At 56.6% G+C, this 16488-nt stretch carries 17 protein-coding genes; 7 read left to right on the top strand and 10 right to left on the bottom strand.

Annotation, left to right across the window (positions count from 1 at the left end; genetic code table 11):
* The first annotated feature begins 277 nt into the window (after positions 1-277).
* Positions 278-1000: a DUF2076 domain-containing protein gene (locus FOV68_RS05945; protein ID WP_069025874.1), complete on the top strand. Its 723-nt coding sequence runs from the start codon at positions 278-280 to the stop codon at positions 998-1000.
* Between the two features lie 2 nt (positions 1001-1002).
* Here FOV68_RS05945 and FOV68_RS05940 read toward each other — a convergent pair whose 3' ends face one another.
* Positions 1003-1452 carry a YaiI/YqxD family protein gene (locus FOV68_RS05940; protein WP_010255266.1) on the bottom strand — a complete coding sequence of 150 codons (450 nt, stop codon included), beginning with the start codon at positions 1450-1452 and terminating at the stop codon, positions 1003-1005.
* 168 nt (positions 1453-1620) lie between these two features.
* On the opposite strand from FOV68_RS05940, the gene proC reads away from it, so the two are divergent.
* Positions 1621-2433 (top strand): pyrroline-5-carboxylate reductase, encoded by an 813-nt coding sequence (gene proC, locus FOV68_RS05935; RefSeq protein ID WP_031590347.1) that lies wholly within the window; start codon positions 1621-1623, stop codon positions 2431-2433.
* Positions 2434-2500: 67 nt separating this feature from the next.
* Here proC and FOV68_RS05930 read toward each other — a convergent pair whose 3' ends face one another.
* The 3 genes from FOV68_RS05930 to iraP all read right to left on the bottom strand — a co-directional run bounded on the left by FOV68_RS05930 (position 2501) and on the right by iraP (position 4902).
* Positions 2501-4027: an FAD-dependent oxidoreductase gene (locus FOV68_RS05930; protein ID WP_143990491.1), complete on the bottom strand. Its 1527-nt coding sequence runs from the start codon at positions 4025-4027 to the stop codon at positions 2501-2503.
* Positions 4028-4232: 205 nt separating this feature from the next.
* Positions 4233-4535, bottom strand: coding sequence for a PsiF family protein (locus tag FOV68_RS05925; RefSeq protein ID WP_039391578.1), 303 nt, complete (start codon positions 4533-4535; stop codon positions 4233-4235).
* 115 nt (positions 4536-4650) lie between these two features.
* On the bottom strand, positions 4651-4902 hold the full coding sequence (gene iraP, locus FOV68_RS05920) for an anti-adapter protein IraP (RefSeq protein ID WP_031590350.1): 252 nt from the start codon (positions 4900-4902) through the stop codon (positions 4651-4653).
* A gap of 602 nt (positions 4903-5504) precedes the next feature.
* Here iraP and FOV68_RS05915 point away from each other — a divergent pair.
* Complete coding sequence (locus FOV68_RS05915) at positions 5505-8642, top strand: beta-galactosidase (RefSeq protein WP_143990490.1); 3138 nt, start codon at positions 5505-5507, stop codon at positions 8640-8642.
* On the opposite strand, the gene FOV68_RS05910 is transcribed toward FOV68_RS05915, so the two are convergent.
* Positions 8524-9798: a multidrug efflux MFS transporter gene (locus tag FOV68_RS05910; protein ID WP_072006690.1), complete on the bottom strand. Its 1275-nt coding sequence runs from the start codon at positions 9796-9798 to the stop codon at positions 8524-8526. The two genes, FOV68_RS05915 and FOV68_RS05910, sit on opposite strands and share 119 nt — an antisense overlap.
* Positions 9799-10232: 434 nt before the next feature.
* Between FOV68_RS05910 and FOV68_RS05905 the strand changes: the two genes are divergently transcribed.
* Complete coding sequence (locus FOV68_RS05905; RefSeq protein WP_031590354.1) at positions 10233-10484, top strand: biofilm development regulator YmgB/AriR family protein; 252 nt, start codon at positions 10233-10235, stop codon at positions 10482-10484.
* A 9-nt stretch (positions 10485-10493) separates the two neighbouring features.
* On the opposite strand, the gene FOV68_RS05900 is transcribed toward FOV68_RS05905, so the two are convergent.
* The 3 genes from FOV68_RS05900 to FOV68_RS05890 all read right to left on the bottom strand — a co-directional run bounded on the left by FOV68_RS05900 (position 10494) and on the right by FOV68_RS05890 (position 14142).
* On the bottom strand, positions 10494-10814 hold the full coding sequence (locus tag FOV68_RS05900) for a hypothetical protein (protein ID WP_143990489.1): 321 nt from the start codon (positions 10812-10814) through the stop codon (positions 10494-10496).
* Between the two features lie 155 nt (positions 10815-10969).
* On the bottom strand, positions 10970-11266 hold the full coding sequence (locus FOV68_RS05895; protein ID WP_031590356.1) for an I78 family peptidase inhibitor: 297 nt from the start codon (positions 11264-11266) through the stop codon (positions 10970-10972).
* Between the two features lie 272 nt (positions 11267-11538).
* Positions 11539-14142, bottom strand: a complete 2604-nt coding sequence (locus FOV68_RS05890; RefSeq protein ID WP_143990488.1) for an EAL domain-containing protein — start codon at positions 14140-14142, stop codon at positions 11539-11541.
* Positions 14143-14355: 213 nt separating this feature from the next.
* Here FOV68_RS05890 and FOV68_RS05885 point away from each other — a divergent pair, with 213 nt between their 5' ends.
* The 3 genes from FOV68_RS05885 (at position 14356) to FOV68_RS05880 (ending at position 15679) form a co-directional block, all read left to right on the top strand.
* The gene (locus FOV68_RS05885; RefSeq protein ID WP_010255238.1) at positions 14356-15006 is read left to right on the top strand and encodes a CPBP family intramembrane glutamic endopeptidase; all 651 of its coding nucleotides are present in this window, start codon (positions 14356-14358) and stop codon (positions 15004-15006) included.
* A gap of 172 nt (positions 15007-15178) precedes the next feature.
* Positions 15179-15349 (top strand): hypothetical protein, encoded by a 171-nt coding sequence (locus tag FOV68_RS23995; RefSeq protein WP_003850083.1) that lies wholly within the window; start codon positions 15179-15181, stop codon positions 15347-15349.
* A gap of 99 nt (positions 15350-15448) precedes the next feature.
* Positions 15449-15679 carry a hypothetical protein gene (locus FOV68_RS05880; protein WP_029519422.1) on the top strand — a complete coding sequence of 77 codons (231 nt, stop codon included), beginning with the start codon at positions 15449-15451 and terminating at the stop codon, positions 15677-15679.
* A gap of 115 nt (positions 15680-15794) precedes the next feature.
* On the opposite strand, the gene yniD is transcribed toward FOV68_RS05880, so the two are convergent.
* Entirely contained in the window at positions 15795-15902 is a 108-nt protein-coding gene (gene yniD / locus FOV68_RS24305) for a small membrane protein YniD (RefSeq protein ID WP_022625163.1), read from the bottom strand.
* 121 nt (positions 15903-16023) lie between these two features.
* Positions 16024-16452: an OsmC family protein gene (locus tag FOV68_RS05875; RefSeq protein ID WP_010255233.1), complete on the bottom strand. Its 429-nt coding sequence runs from the start codon at positions 16450-16452 to the stop codon at positions 16024-16026.
* Positions 16453-16488 lie beyond the last annotated feature (36 nt).

The following is a 16488-nucleotide window of genomic DNA, read 5'->3' as shown; positions in this document are numbered from 1 at the left end:
ATGGTGAGCTTATTAATGCGACGCATAATAACTGGAAATTATTATGGCCTCTACCTGTCAGGCACGATTTACGCATTTTCGTCCCCTGAGCAGCGACAATCTTTGTGTTTTCAAGGGGAAATGCATGCACGTTTTGTGCATCAGGGCCGTAACAGAGCGATAAAAACCCCGCAAAAAAGCGGCTAAAATGCGTCGGCAATATTTGCTTACTGCCCCGATTTTACTTTTCACGCTGGCGCCCACATATACTGGTAACAATCGCCACAGGAGAGTCATCATGCAACGCGAAGAACAACAACTGATTGAAGGGCTGTTCAGCCGTCTGAAACAGGCTGAAAGCCAGACCGTGGCACGCGATGCCGCTGCCGAACAACTGATTAACCAGCATCTGCAGGCGCAGCCGGGCGCGCCTTACTACATGGCGCAGGCGATCCTGATTCAGGAAGCGGCGCTGAAAAAACTCAATGAGAAAGTATCGGCGCTGGAAAGCCAGATGGCCCAGCAACAGCAACAGCAGCAGCAACCTGCACAGAGCAGCGGCGGCTTTCTGTCCGGGCTGTTTGGCAGCGGTTCGCGTCAGCAGCCGCCTGTGCAGCAGCAACAGCAATCGTCACCGTGGAACAGTGCGCCACAGCAACCGGCTCAGCCGCAATATGCGCCTGCACAAGCGCCTGCACCACGCGGCACCGGTTTCCTCGGCGGCGCACTGCAGACTGCTGTGGGTGTGGCGGGCGGTGTGGTGATGGCCGATATGCTGACCAGCATGTTCCACCATTCACAGCCGGAGGAGATTGTGAATATCATCAATGAGCCACCCCTGCCCGATGTGAATGACAATCTCAACACCTTCAACGGTGGCGATGACAATGCCGATACCTTTAACGGCGGTAACGACAACGCCTTCCTCGACCAGAATACGGGCTGGGACAGTAATTATGCCGACAACAGCGATCTCAATGATTTTGGCGGCAACGATTACGACGACGACAGCTTCGTTTAACTTCAGCGTTTCTGCTGGGTGAGCCAGCTATCCAGCTCATTTGCAAACTGCTGGCGGTCACGCGGACTCATCGCCGCGGGGCCGCCGGTCTGCACGCCGCTTGACCGCAGAGTATCCATAAAATCCCGCATCGTCAGGCGTTCACGTATCGTCGCCGGTGAGTAACGCTCGCCGCGCGGATTCAACGCCGCCGCCCCCTTCTCAATCACCTCTGCTGCCAGCGGGATATCGGCGGTGATCACCAGATCGCCGGGCTGACAACGTCTGACGATCTCATTGTCCGCCACATCAAATCCGGCAGGCACCTGCAGGGTGCGCAGATACGGTGAGGGCGGCACCCGCAGAAACTGGTTCGCCACAAAAGTGATGGTAGTTGCGGTGCGGTCGGCTGCGCGGTAGAGCACCTCTTTGATTACATTCGGACAGGCATCGGCATCGACCCAGATAAACATCATGATTCCTTACAGTCAGAGAAGAGTAAGATCTTGCCGGGTTCCCCTTAAATGGCAAATTTTATTTGCGGTGTGCTTTCCAGCCTGCGCCCGGCTGACTTGTTATTCAGGCTGGCTGAAGTAGGCTAGCTCACTGAGAAAAACGAATAATGTCCTAAGGAGATGGCGATGCTGGCAAAGAAAATCGGGTTTATCGGCGGGGGAAATATGGCGAAAGCCATTATCGGCGGACTGGTCAACAGCGGCAAAATCGCCCCGTCTGATATCTTCGTTTACGATCGCAAAGCAGAGACCAACCAGGCGATGGCAGAGCAGTATGGCATCAACGCAGCCGAGAGCGCTGAAGCGCTGGCGCGTGAAGTGGACATCCTGTTCGGCGCGGTCAAACCCAATGTCATTCTGAAAGTCTTAAAAGAGCTGACAGGCAGCCTGAAAAAAGAGGCGCTGGTGGTGTCGATTGCGGCTGGGGTGACACTCGATTCGCTCTCATCGGTGCTGGGTTACGATCGTAAAATTGTCCGTGCGATGCCGAATACTCCCTCGCTGGTCAGCGAAGGCATGACCTCGGTCACGCCCAACGTGCTGGTTGAGCAGGCGGAAATCGACGAGGTGGTAGCGATTTTTGAGAGCTTCGGCAAAGCGGCGGTGGTGGATGAATATCTGATTCACTCCGTGGTCGGCGTCAGCGGTTCTGCGCCGGCCTACGTGTTTATGTTTATCGAAGCGATGGCCGATGCGGCCGTACTGGGCGGCATGCCACGCGCTCAGGCCTATCAGTTTGCTGCACAGGCGGTGAAAGGGGCAGCGCAGATGGTGCTGACTACCGGGAAACATCCGGCTGAACTCAAAGATATGGTCTGCTCCCCAGGCGGCACCACCATTGAAGCGGTGAAAGTGCTGGAAGAGAAAGGCATGCGCTCGGCGGTGATGGAAGCGATGCTGCAGTGCATGGCGAAGTCAGAAAAACTGAGCCGCAGCTAACCGATCATCAAAGGATGTGCAAGGCGGCCCCGTACGCTGGCCCGCCTTGCCTCCGCCTTAACAGATATTAACGGATGTGTTCCTGACCGAGCGCCACTGCCTCGGCAAGCGTCATCGGTTGCTGCATCCGCTCCACCAGCTCAGCGGTCAGCGTATACATGCCGCATGAGCAGATTGCCGCCAGCTTCCCCTGCTGGCCATAAAACGCCATAAACTTTTTATCCTCCAGCGAGCCAATCAGCTGAAAGTCATCCCATTCTGTCGCGTGGCCCAGATACTCATAGCGGGTGGCGTACTGCGTGGTCCAGAAGAACGGTACGCGCTCAAAGGCGACGGTCTGGCCCAGCATATTCCATGCGGCGGTTTGTCCCTGCTGATGCGCGACGCGATAGTGCTCAATACGCAGCGGCCCCTGTGCCGACGGGTACGTGGCGATATCTCCCGCCACCCAGATATTGTCAGCGACCCGCAACTGCTCATCCGCCTGCAGGCTGCCATCCTCTGCCAGCGGGAGATCGTGGATAAAGTCGGTAGCCGGTTTAACCCCGGTAGCAAACAGCACCACCGTCGCGTCCAGCAACCGTCCACCCTTGAGCTGCACGCCGCTCACCTGCTGGTCGCCCTGTAAGGCTTCGATCTCGCCCTGCACCCACTTCACGCCGTTCTGCTCATGCAGCTGATAGAAATAGCGGCCAATCTGATCGCCAAACTGTTTAGCAAAGGGCAACGCCTGGCGGGCGATTACCGTCACGTCAATGTCACGATTACGCAGCGCCGACGCCAGTTCGGTGCCGATAAAACTGTTGCCGATAATCACGATCTTATGACTGGCATCCACCGCCTGAAGCAGCTCATCGGTCTGCGCTTTGCTGCGCAGCAGATGGACCCCATCGAGATCGCTGCCCGGCAAATCGGGGCGGACTGGCGACGCGCCGCTGGCGATCAGCAGTTTGTCGAAAGGGAGCGTCTCGCCATCCTCAAAGATCAGCCGTTGCTGCTGAGCATCCAGGCGGCTCACCCTGGCCTGAAGTCGTTCAACGTGATCCATCACATCTGCTTTCAGCAGTTGCGGCACCTCGCTGATATCCATTTTGCCCGACGGCACAAATTTGGTCAGCGCGGTGCGGTCGTAAGGCGCGTCCGCTTCCCGCTCAACCAGAATCACGCGGCCTTTGAAGCCTTCATGGCGCAGACGCCACAGCGCTGCGCTGCCCGCCGCTCCACCACCCAGCACCACATAGACCGGTGCGGCTGCTCCACTGCCAATCGGCGCCGCGGGCGACATCGCTTTCGGATTCACCAGCACCCGGCCCTCTTCAATGCGCAGCGGATACTGTTTGAGATCGGCTAACGCCAGCGGTTCACACATTTTTCCACTGGCCAGATTAAACGCGGCTTTGTGCCACGGACAGACCAGCCGATCGCCGCAAATCGCGCCCTGCTCCAGCGGCGCGCCTGCATGCGGGCATTTCGCCTGGTAAGCACGTACATTGTCACCTTCGCGGATCAGTAACACCTCCACCTCGCCGAGCGTTTTTTTAACCGGCTGGCGCTGGGGCAGATCGTTCAGGTCGACGGTAAATTGATAGTTCACGGCATGGCTCCTTTAGCGGTTCTTATCTTGTGCTGCGCGGCAAAACAGGGTTCTGCGCAAATCCCCACAAACAGTAAGTGTGGCAAAAGAACCGGGAAGCCTGGCGATGAATGTTTATCAGAAGGTTAACCTGCTGTTATCGCAGGAAATTTAATCAGCATTGCGCGGGGAAGAGAAGCGGCCACCTGCGTGGCCGGGGGGATAATCAGCTTTTTTTCAGGCACTGGCTCATAAAGGTTTTACGCGCATCGCCCGCCAGTTTTTTATCACCAGCTTCGCCGTTACAGCTTTTCATTTTCATCTGCTGCGGTGACATCTGCGACAGCTTACTGTCCTTTTTCAGGCATTCACTCATAAAGGTTTTGCGCGCATCCCCTTTAAGATCCTGTGATTTAGCATGCTGGTTACACATCGTCATCTTTTCCTGCTGCGGGGTCTTTTCCGCCGCACCGGCCAGTCCGCTCGCCAGCAGGCCCGCCATCATCATCGCCATTAAACCGACTTTCATCTTGTTATCTCCATAATGGATTGTCCTTTGTTATTCTGGCAGCGAATAAGCAAAGCGGAAAATGTTTCAGGTCAAAGTGATGTGAAGATCCCATTCCAGTCTGGCACCGGGATCGTTACTGACGAGGATGTCTGAGTAACTTTTCGATGTAATTGCGCAGCAGACGCGCATCGTTATCATCGGCATCAGCCACATTGTCCATTGCGGTTTCAATACTGGTGGTTATAGCCAGATGTTGTTGCGGCTCCAGCTTGCGAACCAGAGCGGTAACAACAATCTCCAGCGCTTCGATTTGCGCCATCTGCTCTTTGGCTGTCGCCTCTTTTTCAGCCAGCTTTACCAGCAACTCAGCAATCAGGTTTTTCATGCTGTTATCTCAGCGGTGGAGAAAAGCTGAAATTATCACCACGCTACCTAAAAAAACAGAGGGTAACCGCTACTTTTTTCAGTGAGTTAGCCCACATTCTTCACCGTATGCTCAGACGATTCCGGCTAACCTTGCGAGCGAAACGTTTTCCCTGCAATCAACGCCGTGGTTAAACGTTTCGCCCGCCCGATATCGGTCATTCGCTTAGCGAGGATCGACAAATCCGCGGCCTGGTCCGCCGCCGTGTCCGCCCCAGCCACCTCCGCCGCCGCCTGGAGGCGGGAAAATACATCCGCTTAATGCAGTAACCAATGCCACAACGGCAGCCAGCTTTACGATTCGTACCATATCTACCTCAGGGTGATGAAATCGGGCTGAGTGTATGGAGCCACTTGCATGGCGACAAGTGAGATTCTTCCGCATCAGGCGACTATTCATCTTTGCTGACCAGGCTTAACGTTTTACCGCCATTAAGGCGGCACAATCTCAACATCCCGGCCGGCTTACGGCGCAAAATTATTTGTGAAAATCGGGAGGGGGAACACTTTACAGGCGGCTTAATTTTGCGCATTGTGAGCGCATTACATTTACAGGATATAAACATGACTCTCTCTCAGGCTGCTTTCAGTGACATCCTCTCCCGGCGCGACTGGGAAAATCCGGTCGTGACCTCGCTGCATCGGCTGGATGCGCACCCGCCATTTGCCAGCTGGCGAGATGAAGCAGCCGCGCGGGATGACAGCCCCTCGGCGTCACTGCAGAGCCTCAACGGAGAGTGGGGTTTCCGTTATTTTACGCAGCCTGAAGCGGTCCCGGCCAGCTGGTTACTGCAGGATCTGCCGGACACCACGACCCTTCCGGTTCCGGCCAACTGGCAGATGCACGGCTTCGATGCACCCATTTATACCAACGTGCAGTATCCGATTGCGGTCAATCCTCCACTGGTCCCCGCAGAGAATCCAACCGGATGTTACTCGCTCACATTCAGCGCTGACGCAGCCTGGCTGGATAATGGACAAACACGCATCATTTTTGACGGCGTAAACTCAGCCTTTCACCTGTGGTGCAACGGCCACTGGATTGGCTACTCTCAGGACAGTCGTCTGCCCGCCGAATTCGACCTGACGCCTTATCTGCGGCCGGGCAAAAACCGGCTGGCAGTGATGGTGCTACGCTGGAGCGACGGCAGTTATCTGGAAGATCAGGATATGTGGCGGATGAGCGGCATTTTCCGCGACGTCACGTTAATGCATAAACCGCAGGTGCATCTGGCCGACGTTCAGCTGGAAACCCGGCTCAGCCCGGAGTTTTACCGTGCCGAATTGCGTGCCCGGGTTCGTGTTGCTCTGCCAGCTGACGTCAGTTCACGCTATCAGCTGCGCCTGACGCTGTGGCAGGGTGACCAGAAGATTGCTCAGTGTCAGCAGCCGCTGGGCAGTGCCATTATTGACGAGCGGGGTCACTATCCCGAACGCGCCCTGCTCAGCCTGCCGGTGGAACAGCCTTCGCTGTGGAGTGCCGAAACGCCCCATCTCTATCGCGCCACGCTGGCGCTGCTGGATGAGAATCAGCAGCTGATCGAGGTGGAAGCCTATGATGTCGGCTTCCGTCAGGTCACCATCGACAACGGCCTGCTCTGCCTGAACGGCAAACCTCTGCTGATCCGCGGCACCAACCGTCATGAGCATCATCCGGAGCGCGGTCAGGTGGTGGATGAGGCGACGATGCGCCGCGACATTGAGCTGATGAAGCAGCACAATTTTAATGCGGTGCGCTGTTCGCACTACCCTAATCATCCGCTCTGGTACCGGTTGTGCGATCAGTATGGGCTTTATGTGGTGGATGAGGCCAATATCGAAACCCACGGTATGCAGCCGATGAACCGGCTCTCCGATGATCCCCGCTGGTTCGCCGCCTATAGCGAACGCGTGACGCGCATGGTGCAGCGCGATCGTAATCACTGCAGCATTATTATCTGGTCGCTGGGCAATGAGTCAGGACATGGTGCCACGCACGATGCGCTCTACCGCTGGGTAAAAAGCAGCGACCCAACGCGTCCGGTTCAGTATGAAGGCGGCGGTGCGGATACCGCCGCTACCGATATCATCTGCCCGATGTATGCCAGGGTTGATGAAGATCAGCCCTTCCCGGCGGTGCCGAAATGGTCGCTGAAAAAGTGGATCGGTCTGCCGGGTGAGACGCGTCCGCTGATCCTGTGTGAGTACGCGCATGCCATGGGCAACAGCTTCGGCGGTTTCGCTAAGTACTGGCAGGCTTTCCGCCAGTTTCCGCGTCTGCAGGGCGGCTTCGTCTGGGACTGGGTTGATCAGAGCCTGACCCGCTATAACGATCAGGGCGAACCCTGGCAGGCCTATGGCGGCGATTTTGGCGATAAACCCAACGATCGTCAGTTCTGTATGAACGGGCTGGTGTTTGCCGATCGCACGCCGCATCCGGCGCTTTATGAGGCGCAGTGCGCCCAGCAGTTCTGGCAGTTTGCCGTCGATCCCGGCGATCCGCTGAGCTTTACGGTCAGCAGCGACTATCTGTTCCGCCACAGTGACAACGAAGTGCTGCGCTGGCGCATCGAGCAGGCGGGTCGTGTAGTAACGGAAGGAGAAGTGCCGCTGGATATCGCTCCACAGGGCCAGCAGCGGATCACGCTGCCGTCACCGCCAGCATTACAGGGCGAATGCTGGCTGAATATCGCGGTTCATCAGATTGACGCGACCCAATGGAGCGAAGCTGGCTGGCGTGTCGCCTGGCACCAATGGGCGCTGCCCTCATCGCTGGCGCTGCCATCAAAGCCGGAAAGCGGCGAAGCACCGGACCTGCATGATGATACCCGTGAGATTGTCATTACCCATCAGCAGCAACGCTGGCATTTTTCACGCCACAGCGGCGAACTGACGCAGTGGTTTGTGGATGAACAGCCCACGCTGCTTTCACCGCTTCAGGACTGCTTTATTCGCGCGCCGCTCGACAATGACATCGGCACCAGCGAAGCGGAACGGGTTGATCCCAATGCCTGGGTCGAGCGCTGGAAAGCGGCGGGTTATGACCAGATGAGCAGCCAGCTGGTGTCGATGACGGCGAATGCGTTGCCGCAGGCGGTGCAGATTGAAACGCTGCACAGCTGGCTCGCCAATGGCCAGATCGCCTTTATCAGCCGTAAACGTTATCTGATCAACGCGCAGGGTGAATTGCAGTTGCAGCTTTCCGTTGAGCAGTCGCGCGGATTGCCGCCGCCCGCGCGCATCGGATTACGCTGTGAGCTGACGCAGATACCACAACAGGTGAGCTGGCTCGGCCTGGGTCCGCATGAAAACTATCCCGATCGCCAGCTGGCCGCGCAGTTTTCCCGCTGGGAGCTGGCGCTGGATCAGCTCTCAACGCCTTATGTTTTCCCGGGTGAGAACGGTCTGCGCTGCGGCACCCGTCAGCTCGACAGCGGCAGCTGGCAGGTCAGCGGCGATTTCGCTTTCTCACTGAGCCGTTTCAGCCTGGAGCAGTTGCGGGAGGCATCACACCGCCACCATCTGCGTCCGGAAGCGGGCTGCTGGCTGCATCTGGATGCCTTTCACATGGGTGTCGGCGGCGATGACTCCTGGAGCCCCAGCGTCAGTCCTGAGTTTTTGCTGACTCAGCAGCGCTGGCAGGCTGAACTGACGATTTGCCAGCCGACGCGGGCAGCACTGTCTTCGGACGCCGGTAAAAGCGCTTCAGAAACAGCACATTAATTAGCACGACCACGGCGGTGGCAAAAAAGACCCAGCGGAAACCGGCCACCGCCGACACCGCGGCGCCCAGCAGCGGACCCGCGACATTGCCGAGATACATAAAGGACTGGTTGTAGCCGAAGATCCGGCCGGTAATGTTGTCACGCGAGTGACGCACCAGCAGCGTCTGCACCGCGGGCATCATCGCGCCATCGGCAAAGCCCAGCAGAAAACGTAATACCCCCAGCTGTGTCGTGCTGGTGACAAACGACATGGCGATAAACAGCAGCAGCGAGATGACCATCGTTGCCAGCAGGATACGCTGCGTGCCGATGCGATCGCCGAGCCGTCCCAGACGAGGTGCGGCCAGCAGCGCAGAGACGCCAGGCAGCGCGGCGATGACCCCGCTAAGAAAAGCGATATTCTCAGCGGTGGGTGCCAGTTCCCGCACAAAGAGCGTCAGGATCGGGTTCACCGATCCGTTGCACATCTGGATCACCATGGTGGTGAAAAAGAGGCAGAGCATCAGTTTTGGATTATCCAGCGAGCGGAAAACCTCGCGTCCGCTGAGCTTCTCCTTTTTACTCACCGGGGTATAACCGGTCTCCTTGATCAGGAACAGCGTCACCAGAAAGCTGACCATCAGCAGCGCTGCGGTGACAATAAACACCGTACGTAAACCGACCCAGTCTGCCAGCAGCCCGCCCAGCATCGGCCCCAGAATCACCCCACCAATCTGGCCGGTTGAGACACAGCTCAGCGCCCAGCCGCTGCGTTCACGCGGTACCTGAGCGGCCACCAGCGCCATGGCGTTAGGAATATATCCGGAGGTCAGCCCCATCAGGGCCCGCAGCAGCAGCAACTGCCAGGCTTCGGTGACAAAAGCCTGTAGCAGAATCACCACGCCCATGCCAAAAGCGGCGCGCAGCAGCATCAGCTTACGGCCTTTGCGATCGGCAAGACTGCCCCACAGCGGCGCTACGGCCGCCGAGACCACAAAGGTGATACTGAAGGTTAGACCCGACCAGAGGCTCAGTGATTCGCCACCGGTTATGCCAAGCTGCTCAAGGTAGAGCGGCAGAAACGGGATGATCTGGCTGATGGCCAGGCCGGTAAAAAAACAGCCAAACCAGACCGAGATCAGGTTTATCTTCCAGGGTTCTATAGTGCGTGGCATGAGCAGATATTTTAAAGAGAGGGAATGCTCAGTCTAACGCGGCTATTCTCAGCGTGACCGACAAAACATGGCACAAATGGCAAAAGACCGGATTCCTCTTTGATTCAGCGCAATCACCGGCGCAAATTTTCCAGCCCGCCGGGTTTTTAGCGCGAAGCACGCGGCCGGTAGTCTGCCCCGACGCGATCTTCCCTGACCCGGCTCGTCAATATAGAAAAATATGTCATTCTGTTACTGACAACTCTTCACCCCGCTTCTATGTTTAAAAAACCGCCAGCCGCGGCGGTGTGGCAATCTTTTTAATCGGCGCGACATCCTCCGCAAAAAACGGTGCAGACCGTCCGGCTACGCTGAGGCGAACCAGCTTATTTCATGGTTATACGCTCTTATGCTCAGGTGTAAGGGAGGGGGTCTTGTTTTAGCGGAGGTGGGTAATGAGAGTACAACCTAACAGCGCCAGCCGTGCTATCAGCGACTATTTTAACAGCCCGGACTGGCGAATACCGCCTGAGTCCGATCTGCTGGCCGTAATTCTGCGTGAAATAATGGAAGCGGGAGAACCCGCCACCAATAAAGTCCTTATTGCGCGGGTTATCGATAAACTGGAAGTGGAAGGCGACGAGACACAGTTGCAGCGTTATCGCACCCTGCTGGCGCAGTTGATCGACACGCAGCCGGAGGCGTAAACCCACCACCTACTTCACCCAGCGCAATTTATCCGCTTCACTGATGCTGGCCCGTCCGCTGCTGCGCTGAAACAGGCACAGCTCCCGTCCACGCTTATTTTTCATCTGCGGCTGGGGATAGCGTCCTTCCAGCAACAGTGCGCTGTAGCCGGTGTTGTCGTCATACTCGATCGCCTCGCCCAGCACCTTTACTTTGCTCAGATGACTGGCGTTAATGCAGGCCTGCACCATCACCTGACGGCTCTTTTGCCAGGCCTCTTCACTGGAAGCCTGCGCCAGTGTGCTGCTGAGTAACAATACGGGCAGAAGTGCCCCGATTATGCGTTTCATCTTCTCTGCTCCTGTTACAGCCTGAAGCCGCTAAAAAAATTCCCGCCGGGGCGGGAATAAACAAGACGAGCACTATCTATTGTGTGACGAGGAAGTTTCTTAAACGCGCTGCTATCCTCGCCTGCCGTTATGACAAACCTATGACATCTTTGCGGTTAACCACAATAAACTGAGCTGATATTGCCATTTTTGTCAGCCAGAAAGTTCAGCCGGTTAAGGTTGAAGTCCATGGTGACGGCAGAATTATAGGGAATGGCGCGGACCTTCTGTTCGAAGTGCTGACCCTGCAGCGCGGTTAACGGTTTGCCGACATAATTCTGAAACTGAGAGGCACCACAGCGGTCAGCTTCGGGATCGTGCGCCACACTGGCGGTATCGGGCTTAGAGGCAGATTGACAGGCGGTTAATGCAAACAGCCCCACTACCAGCAGCCCTTTTCCATAAAATTTCACGTTGATTCTCCTGTTGGACGTGTAAAACCCTGCCCCAAGAGTAGCAAAGCGCACCTGCTGACCTGAACCCCTAAAAAGTAAAGTTGTTACAGCAGCATTAAACGGATCGCGGCACAGATCATTTTTTAAGATTAATCGCACTCATTGCCTAAAAAAAGCACACCAGGAAACTACAATATTAAGAATAGTCTTAGTCCTGTGGAGGTCATGATGGAACTGATTATTTTTGTCGTCTGCGCAATGCTGATGACCGCCGTGGCGGTCAAAGTCCGTTAAACGGGTTCAGACTGGTTCTGCGCGGTTCTTTCCAGAAGCGTACTGAATGCAGCCAGCGGCATCGGTCGACCGAGGAAGTAGCCTTGCCCCTCTTCGCACGAGAGCTGTTTTAGCTGGTTCAGCTGCGCTTCTGTCTCAATTCCCTCAGCCGTAATTGTCAGGGCAAAGGCGCGTGCCAGCGCAATAATCCCCGCGACCACTGATTGCGCCTGCTGCGACTCCGGGAAATCTTTCATCCAGGAGCGATCGATCTTCAGCCCATTAAACGGGAAGGTTTTCAGGTAGCCCAGGGCAGCATAGCCGGTGCCGAAGTCATCAACGGTTAACCTTACCCCGAGTGACCGTAAACCCTGCATCACCTCAAGCGCATGCTGCGGATGTTCAAAGGTCACGTTCTCCGTGATCTCCAGCTCCAGCCGGGTAGCCGGCAGGCCGCTTTTCGCCAGCACATCTGCAACCCGCTGTACTAAATCGCTGGTGCGGAACTCCATTGGCGAAATATTAACCGAAACATAGCGATCGCCCCCCCACCCCAGCGCATCCTCACACGCCCGCATCAACACCCAGTCGCTGATGGTGGCGATGAGACCGCTCTCTTCCGCCAGCGGAATAAAGTGATCGGGGGTAATCCACTCATCCGGCGCAATCTGCCAGCGAATCAGCGCCTCGGCACCCGCCAGCTGACCCGTCAGCAGTTGATAACGGGGCTGATAGTGCAGGCGAAATTCATTGTTCTTCAGCGCTTTCTCAATCCGCCGCGCCATTTCACGCTTATCCTCACGCTGACTGGCCATCTCATTGGCATACCAGACCCATTGATTGCGTCCCGCTTCACGTGCTTCATTCAGGGCGATATCCGCCATTTGCAGCAGCGCTTCCGGATGGCTGGCATCCTGCGGTACACAGGCAATCCCCATGCTGACGGTGAGATAGTGGACATGCTGGCCGGTGCTGATGGGCTGCTGAACCTCATGCACCAGCTGAGCACAACGCTGATCGACCCGCTCACGGTTCGTTTCACGCAACACCAGCACAAACTCATCGCCACTCAGCCGCGCCACCAGCTCCTGCGGGCCGATACAGCGCTTCAGACGCTGCGCTATCTGGCTCAGCACCTCATCGCCCGCCGCATGGCCCCAGGTTTCATTAATCGGCCTGAACTGATCGAGATCGAGGGTAATCAGCGTCAGCGGCGCAGCGCCATCGGGCAGTTCAAGGTGTAGCGTCAGAAACTCCTGCAGCTGTACGCGGTTCGACAGGCCGGTTAAGACGTCATGACGCGACAAAAAATGAATGCGCGCCTCGGCTTCCATGCTCTGAGTGATGTCCGATACCGTGCCGCGAAACCCGATACGTCGCGTGTCATGCCAGATTGTTTTCGCGACCAGCTGGCCGATACGGCGGTTGCCGTGCGCCGACATAAACTGACAGCGCAGTGGCATCTGTTGCCCCTCCTCCTCCTGACGCTGCAGCCAGGCGACCAGCGAATGGCTGGGATGCGTCAGCAGGTGATCGATGTGACGGCCCAGCCAGTGTGTAATATCGTGGCCGGTCACGGTTTGAAAGCGCGCTGACAGGTAAATCAGGCGGCCCTCTCCATCCGTTTCCCAGATCCAGTCTGACGCCGCCTCAGCGAGATCGCGAAACCGCGCTTCACTGTTGGCCAGCTCCTGCTGACTGATCGCCAGCAGGGCAAAGCGCCGGTCAGAGAGAATCGCATTGGAGAGCGCATGGCGGCTTACGCGATGGGTGATAATGCCAATAATGATCGCCATGAGCATCAGCAGTGGTAACAGAAACCAGACCAGGCCCATGCCAGGCATCTTTGGCGTCCAGCGCAGCACAATCAGATCGCCACCGGGTAACGGTTGCACCATCCGCGGTTCTCGCAGGGCATCCCCTGCACTGACGGGCAGGCGCAGTTCGCGCACATCCAGCGTGGCGCCCAGCGCCTGTAATTTGGCAGGCGTGAACAGATTCACAAACACCATGACTGACGCTGGCCCCGCCATTGGCGGCATATTCGTCAGTTTGCCGCTGCCGATGGGGGCGGCAACCACAATGGCGGGCAGATGATTAATCAGCGCATCACGGGTTATCGCCGCGTCGTTGCGCTGACGTGCCGCCGCAATCAGCGCTGGAGTCTCTTTTCCCAGCCAGGCTTCCAGCGGCGTATCCACCAGTTGCCCATTAATGACGCTGTACGTGGTGCGACCGTTGCCGTCGACCACGAACACGCCCTCATAGTGATACTCTTCGTAGAGGCCCGGACCAAAGTTCTCTTCGTCATAAGCCCAGACTTTGTTGACCCTGACATGGAGATTACGCCAGGCTTCGCCCCAGAACGCATAGTCCCGGATATCCGTGACCATCGACTCCTGACGATTTTTCCACGCCTGCTGCATCAGCATCTGGTCATGCTCAATCGATAAGCTGTTTTGCCGCTGCGCAATCGTCAGTACCATCAGCATCGAGAGCACCAGCACGCCAAACAGCAGCAGCGAAAGTGTGCGCAGGCTGCGCCGCGTAAAGCGGACAGTGCGATCTTCAGCGGCATGTCTGAATGGAGGCAAGGGTGGCGCCGGAGGGTTAGAAGTCATTAAGAGTGCTCACTACACAGTCAGAGTTTGAGATGACGGGCCTGCAATACAACATGCAGTGCTGACCAGATTAGTTTCCTCAGTTATCGGCGCGCGCGCGCGGGTGTTTAGTCTGCGGTTAACATTTTGCGCTTAAATATTGTGTTACAGGCTGACTCGACAGCGATCTGGTGCATTGCTACTATGCGCTAACCTTCGCTGGCAGAGTCGCCTATGAATACCAATTCCGACAGAGTGACACTGACGCTGTTCTACGTCGGCAGCTTTGTGGTCTATTACCTGGTTACCATGCTGATTACGCTGTTCCCTAATTACAGCGTGCTGCGTAATGACGGCCTGCTGGTGCCGGTGCTCTGCCTGTTCGAATTTGCTGTTATCTATCCGCTATACCGCTTTTACTGCCAGCGCCGCACCGACCTGCCGCTGGGTGAACTCTGCACGCTGCAGACTCTGCTGTTTACTGGCGCGCTGTTTGTTCTGATGGCCGCACAGATGCAGTTCATGCAGCCGGAAGGATGGCTGGTGATGCAGGCCCAGCAGGGACGTAATTCGCTGCTGATCCTGCTGCTCACCGCCGTGCTGCTGGCGCCGGTGTTTGAAGAGGTGCTGTTCCGCGGTTTTCTGTTGCAGGGCTTTTTGCTGTGGGCGCCGCGAAGTCGCTTCGCCTGTATGCTGCTGACCTCACTGCTGTTTGCGGTGATGCATACGCAGTATGTGCACTGGCAGACCCTTATCGCCCTGACGCTGTTTTCGCTACTGCTCTGTTATGCCCGGCTGCGGAGTAACAGTCTGGCGCTGCCCATCTTCCTGCACACGCTGAATAACCTGATTGCGCTGCTGCCCGCCTGGTATTTCGCAGGCTAGCGCCAGGCCCGCCCTTTCTGACACACCTTACAGACCGCCGCATCACCCCCTGGCTGGCGGACCATAGCTCACGCTGACAATGCTGCCCCGGCACGTTTGTCTATACTGGATGTTAAAAAGGGATAAAAAGCACCACAGTCCGGACCACCAGACCGTGTAAAGGAGAGGATCTATGTTGATAGGATTTGTGTTGTTAGTGAGCGCATGCGGCTACGATGCCTGCGAGGCGCTGCCGGTATCAGAGCGCATCTATCCGACGAAGGTCGACTGTGAAACGATGGCGAACCGCATTCATAAAGTCAGACCGAATGTGGTACTGCTGTGCGGCGAAGTACATCGCTAATTCAGGGCCAGGTTCAATAAAGCAGGGCTGTAACGTTGCAAGCTGACGCTTTAGCGTACAAAATATAAGCTGTTGTTAACCATTATCGTTGTGAATCCCATGAAAACATCACGCCCCCGTCGTCCTGGTGGACGCTGGGTTTACTATCTTTTGTATGATGGCATTCTGTGGCCCTGCCCCGTCCGATGGGAGTGGGAGAGCAGCTATGGCGGCTGGTTGCCATTTTACTACACGCCAACCTTTGAGTTTGTGGTGGGCGATCCCCGCAAGGCTTATCGCATTGCGCGCAGCGATGTGCGGGCTAAAAGGCGCGAGGATGCCTTTGTCTGAGTGCGTTTATCGCCACGGCAGCCATGAGGCAGTAAGCAGATAGTGAACCGCTTCCAGCACAATAATCACCATTAATAATATGCCCAGCGTGTGGCGGCCAATCCCCTTCATCTGTTCAGGCCCAGATCATGGCAGCCCAGCGGATCAGCAGCAGCGCGCCACAGATGCACAACAGAACCAGCACCATCTTCCAGTACTTTTTGGCTGCCCGGTATCTTGTCACCTCAGTTTCCTCTGTTCAGAAAGCGAAGATGCGCCAGAAGGCGCATCTGTTCCGGTCAGCAACAGGACCGGTGAGGCATAGCATAACGCCCGGGCCGCCAAAAGGCGACCCGTTACCGGCATCAGTTGTTCAGGGTGTAATCCAGCGTAATTTCCGCATTCAGTACCTGAGAAACCGGGCAGCCCGCTTTGGCTTTATTGATGATCTCGTCGAAGGTCGACTCATCAATGCCTGGCAGCGAGATGGTGCTGGTCAGTGCCACTTTGGTGATGGCAAAGCCATCGCCTTTTTTATCCAGCGACACGTCGGCCGTGGTATCAATGCTTTCCGGCGGATGACCCGCGTTGCCCAGCATCAGCGACAGCGCCATAGAGAAACAGGCTGCATGCGCCGCACCAATCAGTTCTTCCGGGTTGGTGCCTTTGGCGCCTTCAAAACGGGTGTTAAAGCCATAAGGCTGCTGGCTCAGCACGCCGCTCTCGGTGCTGACGGTGCCTTTGCCTTTGATATCGCCTTCCCAATGCGCTGAACCTTTCTTATGAATGGTCATGTCGTTCCTCCTGTTGGTAAAGAAGCTAAGTATAGA

It is taken from the genome of Pantoea sp. paga (assembly GCF_007558755.1).
GTDB classification, from domain to species: Bacteria; Pseudomonadota; Gammaproteobacteria; order Enterobacterales; family Enterobacteriaceae; genus Pantoea; species Pantoea agglomerans.
The sequence above is the reverse complement of the archived record's forward strand: the minus strand, read 5'-3'. Positions and strand labels throughout refer to the sequence as shown.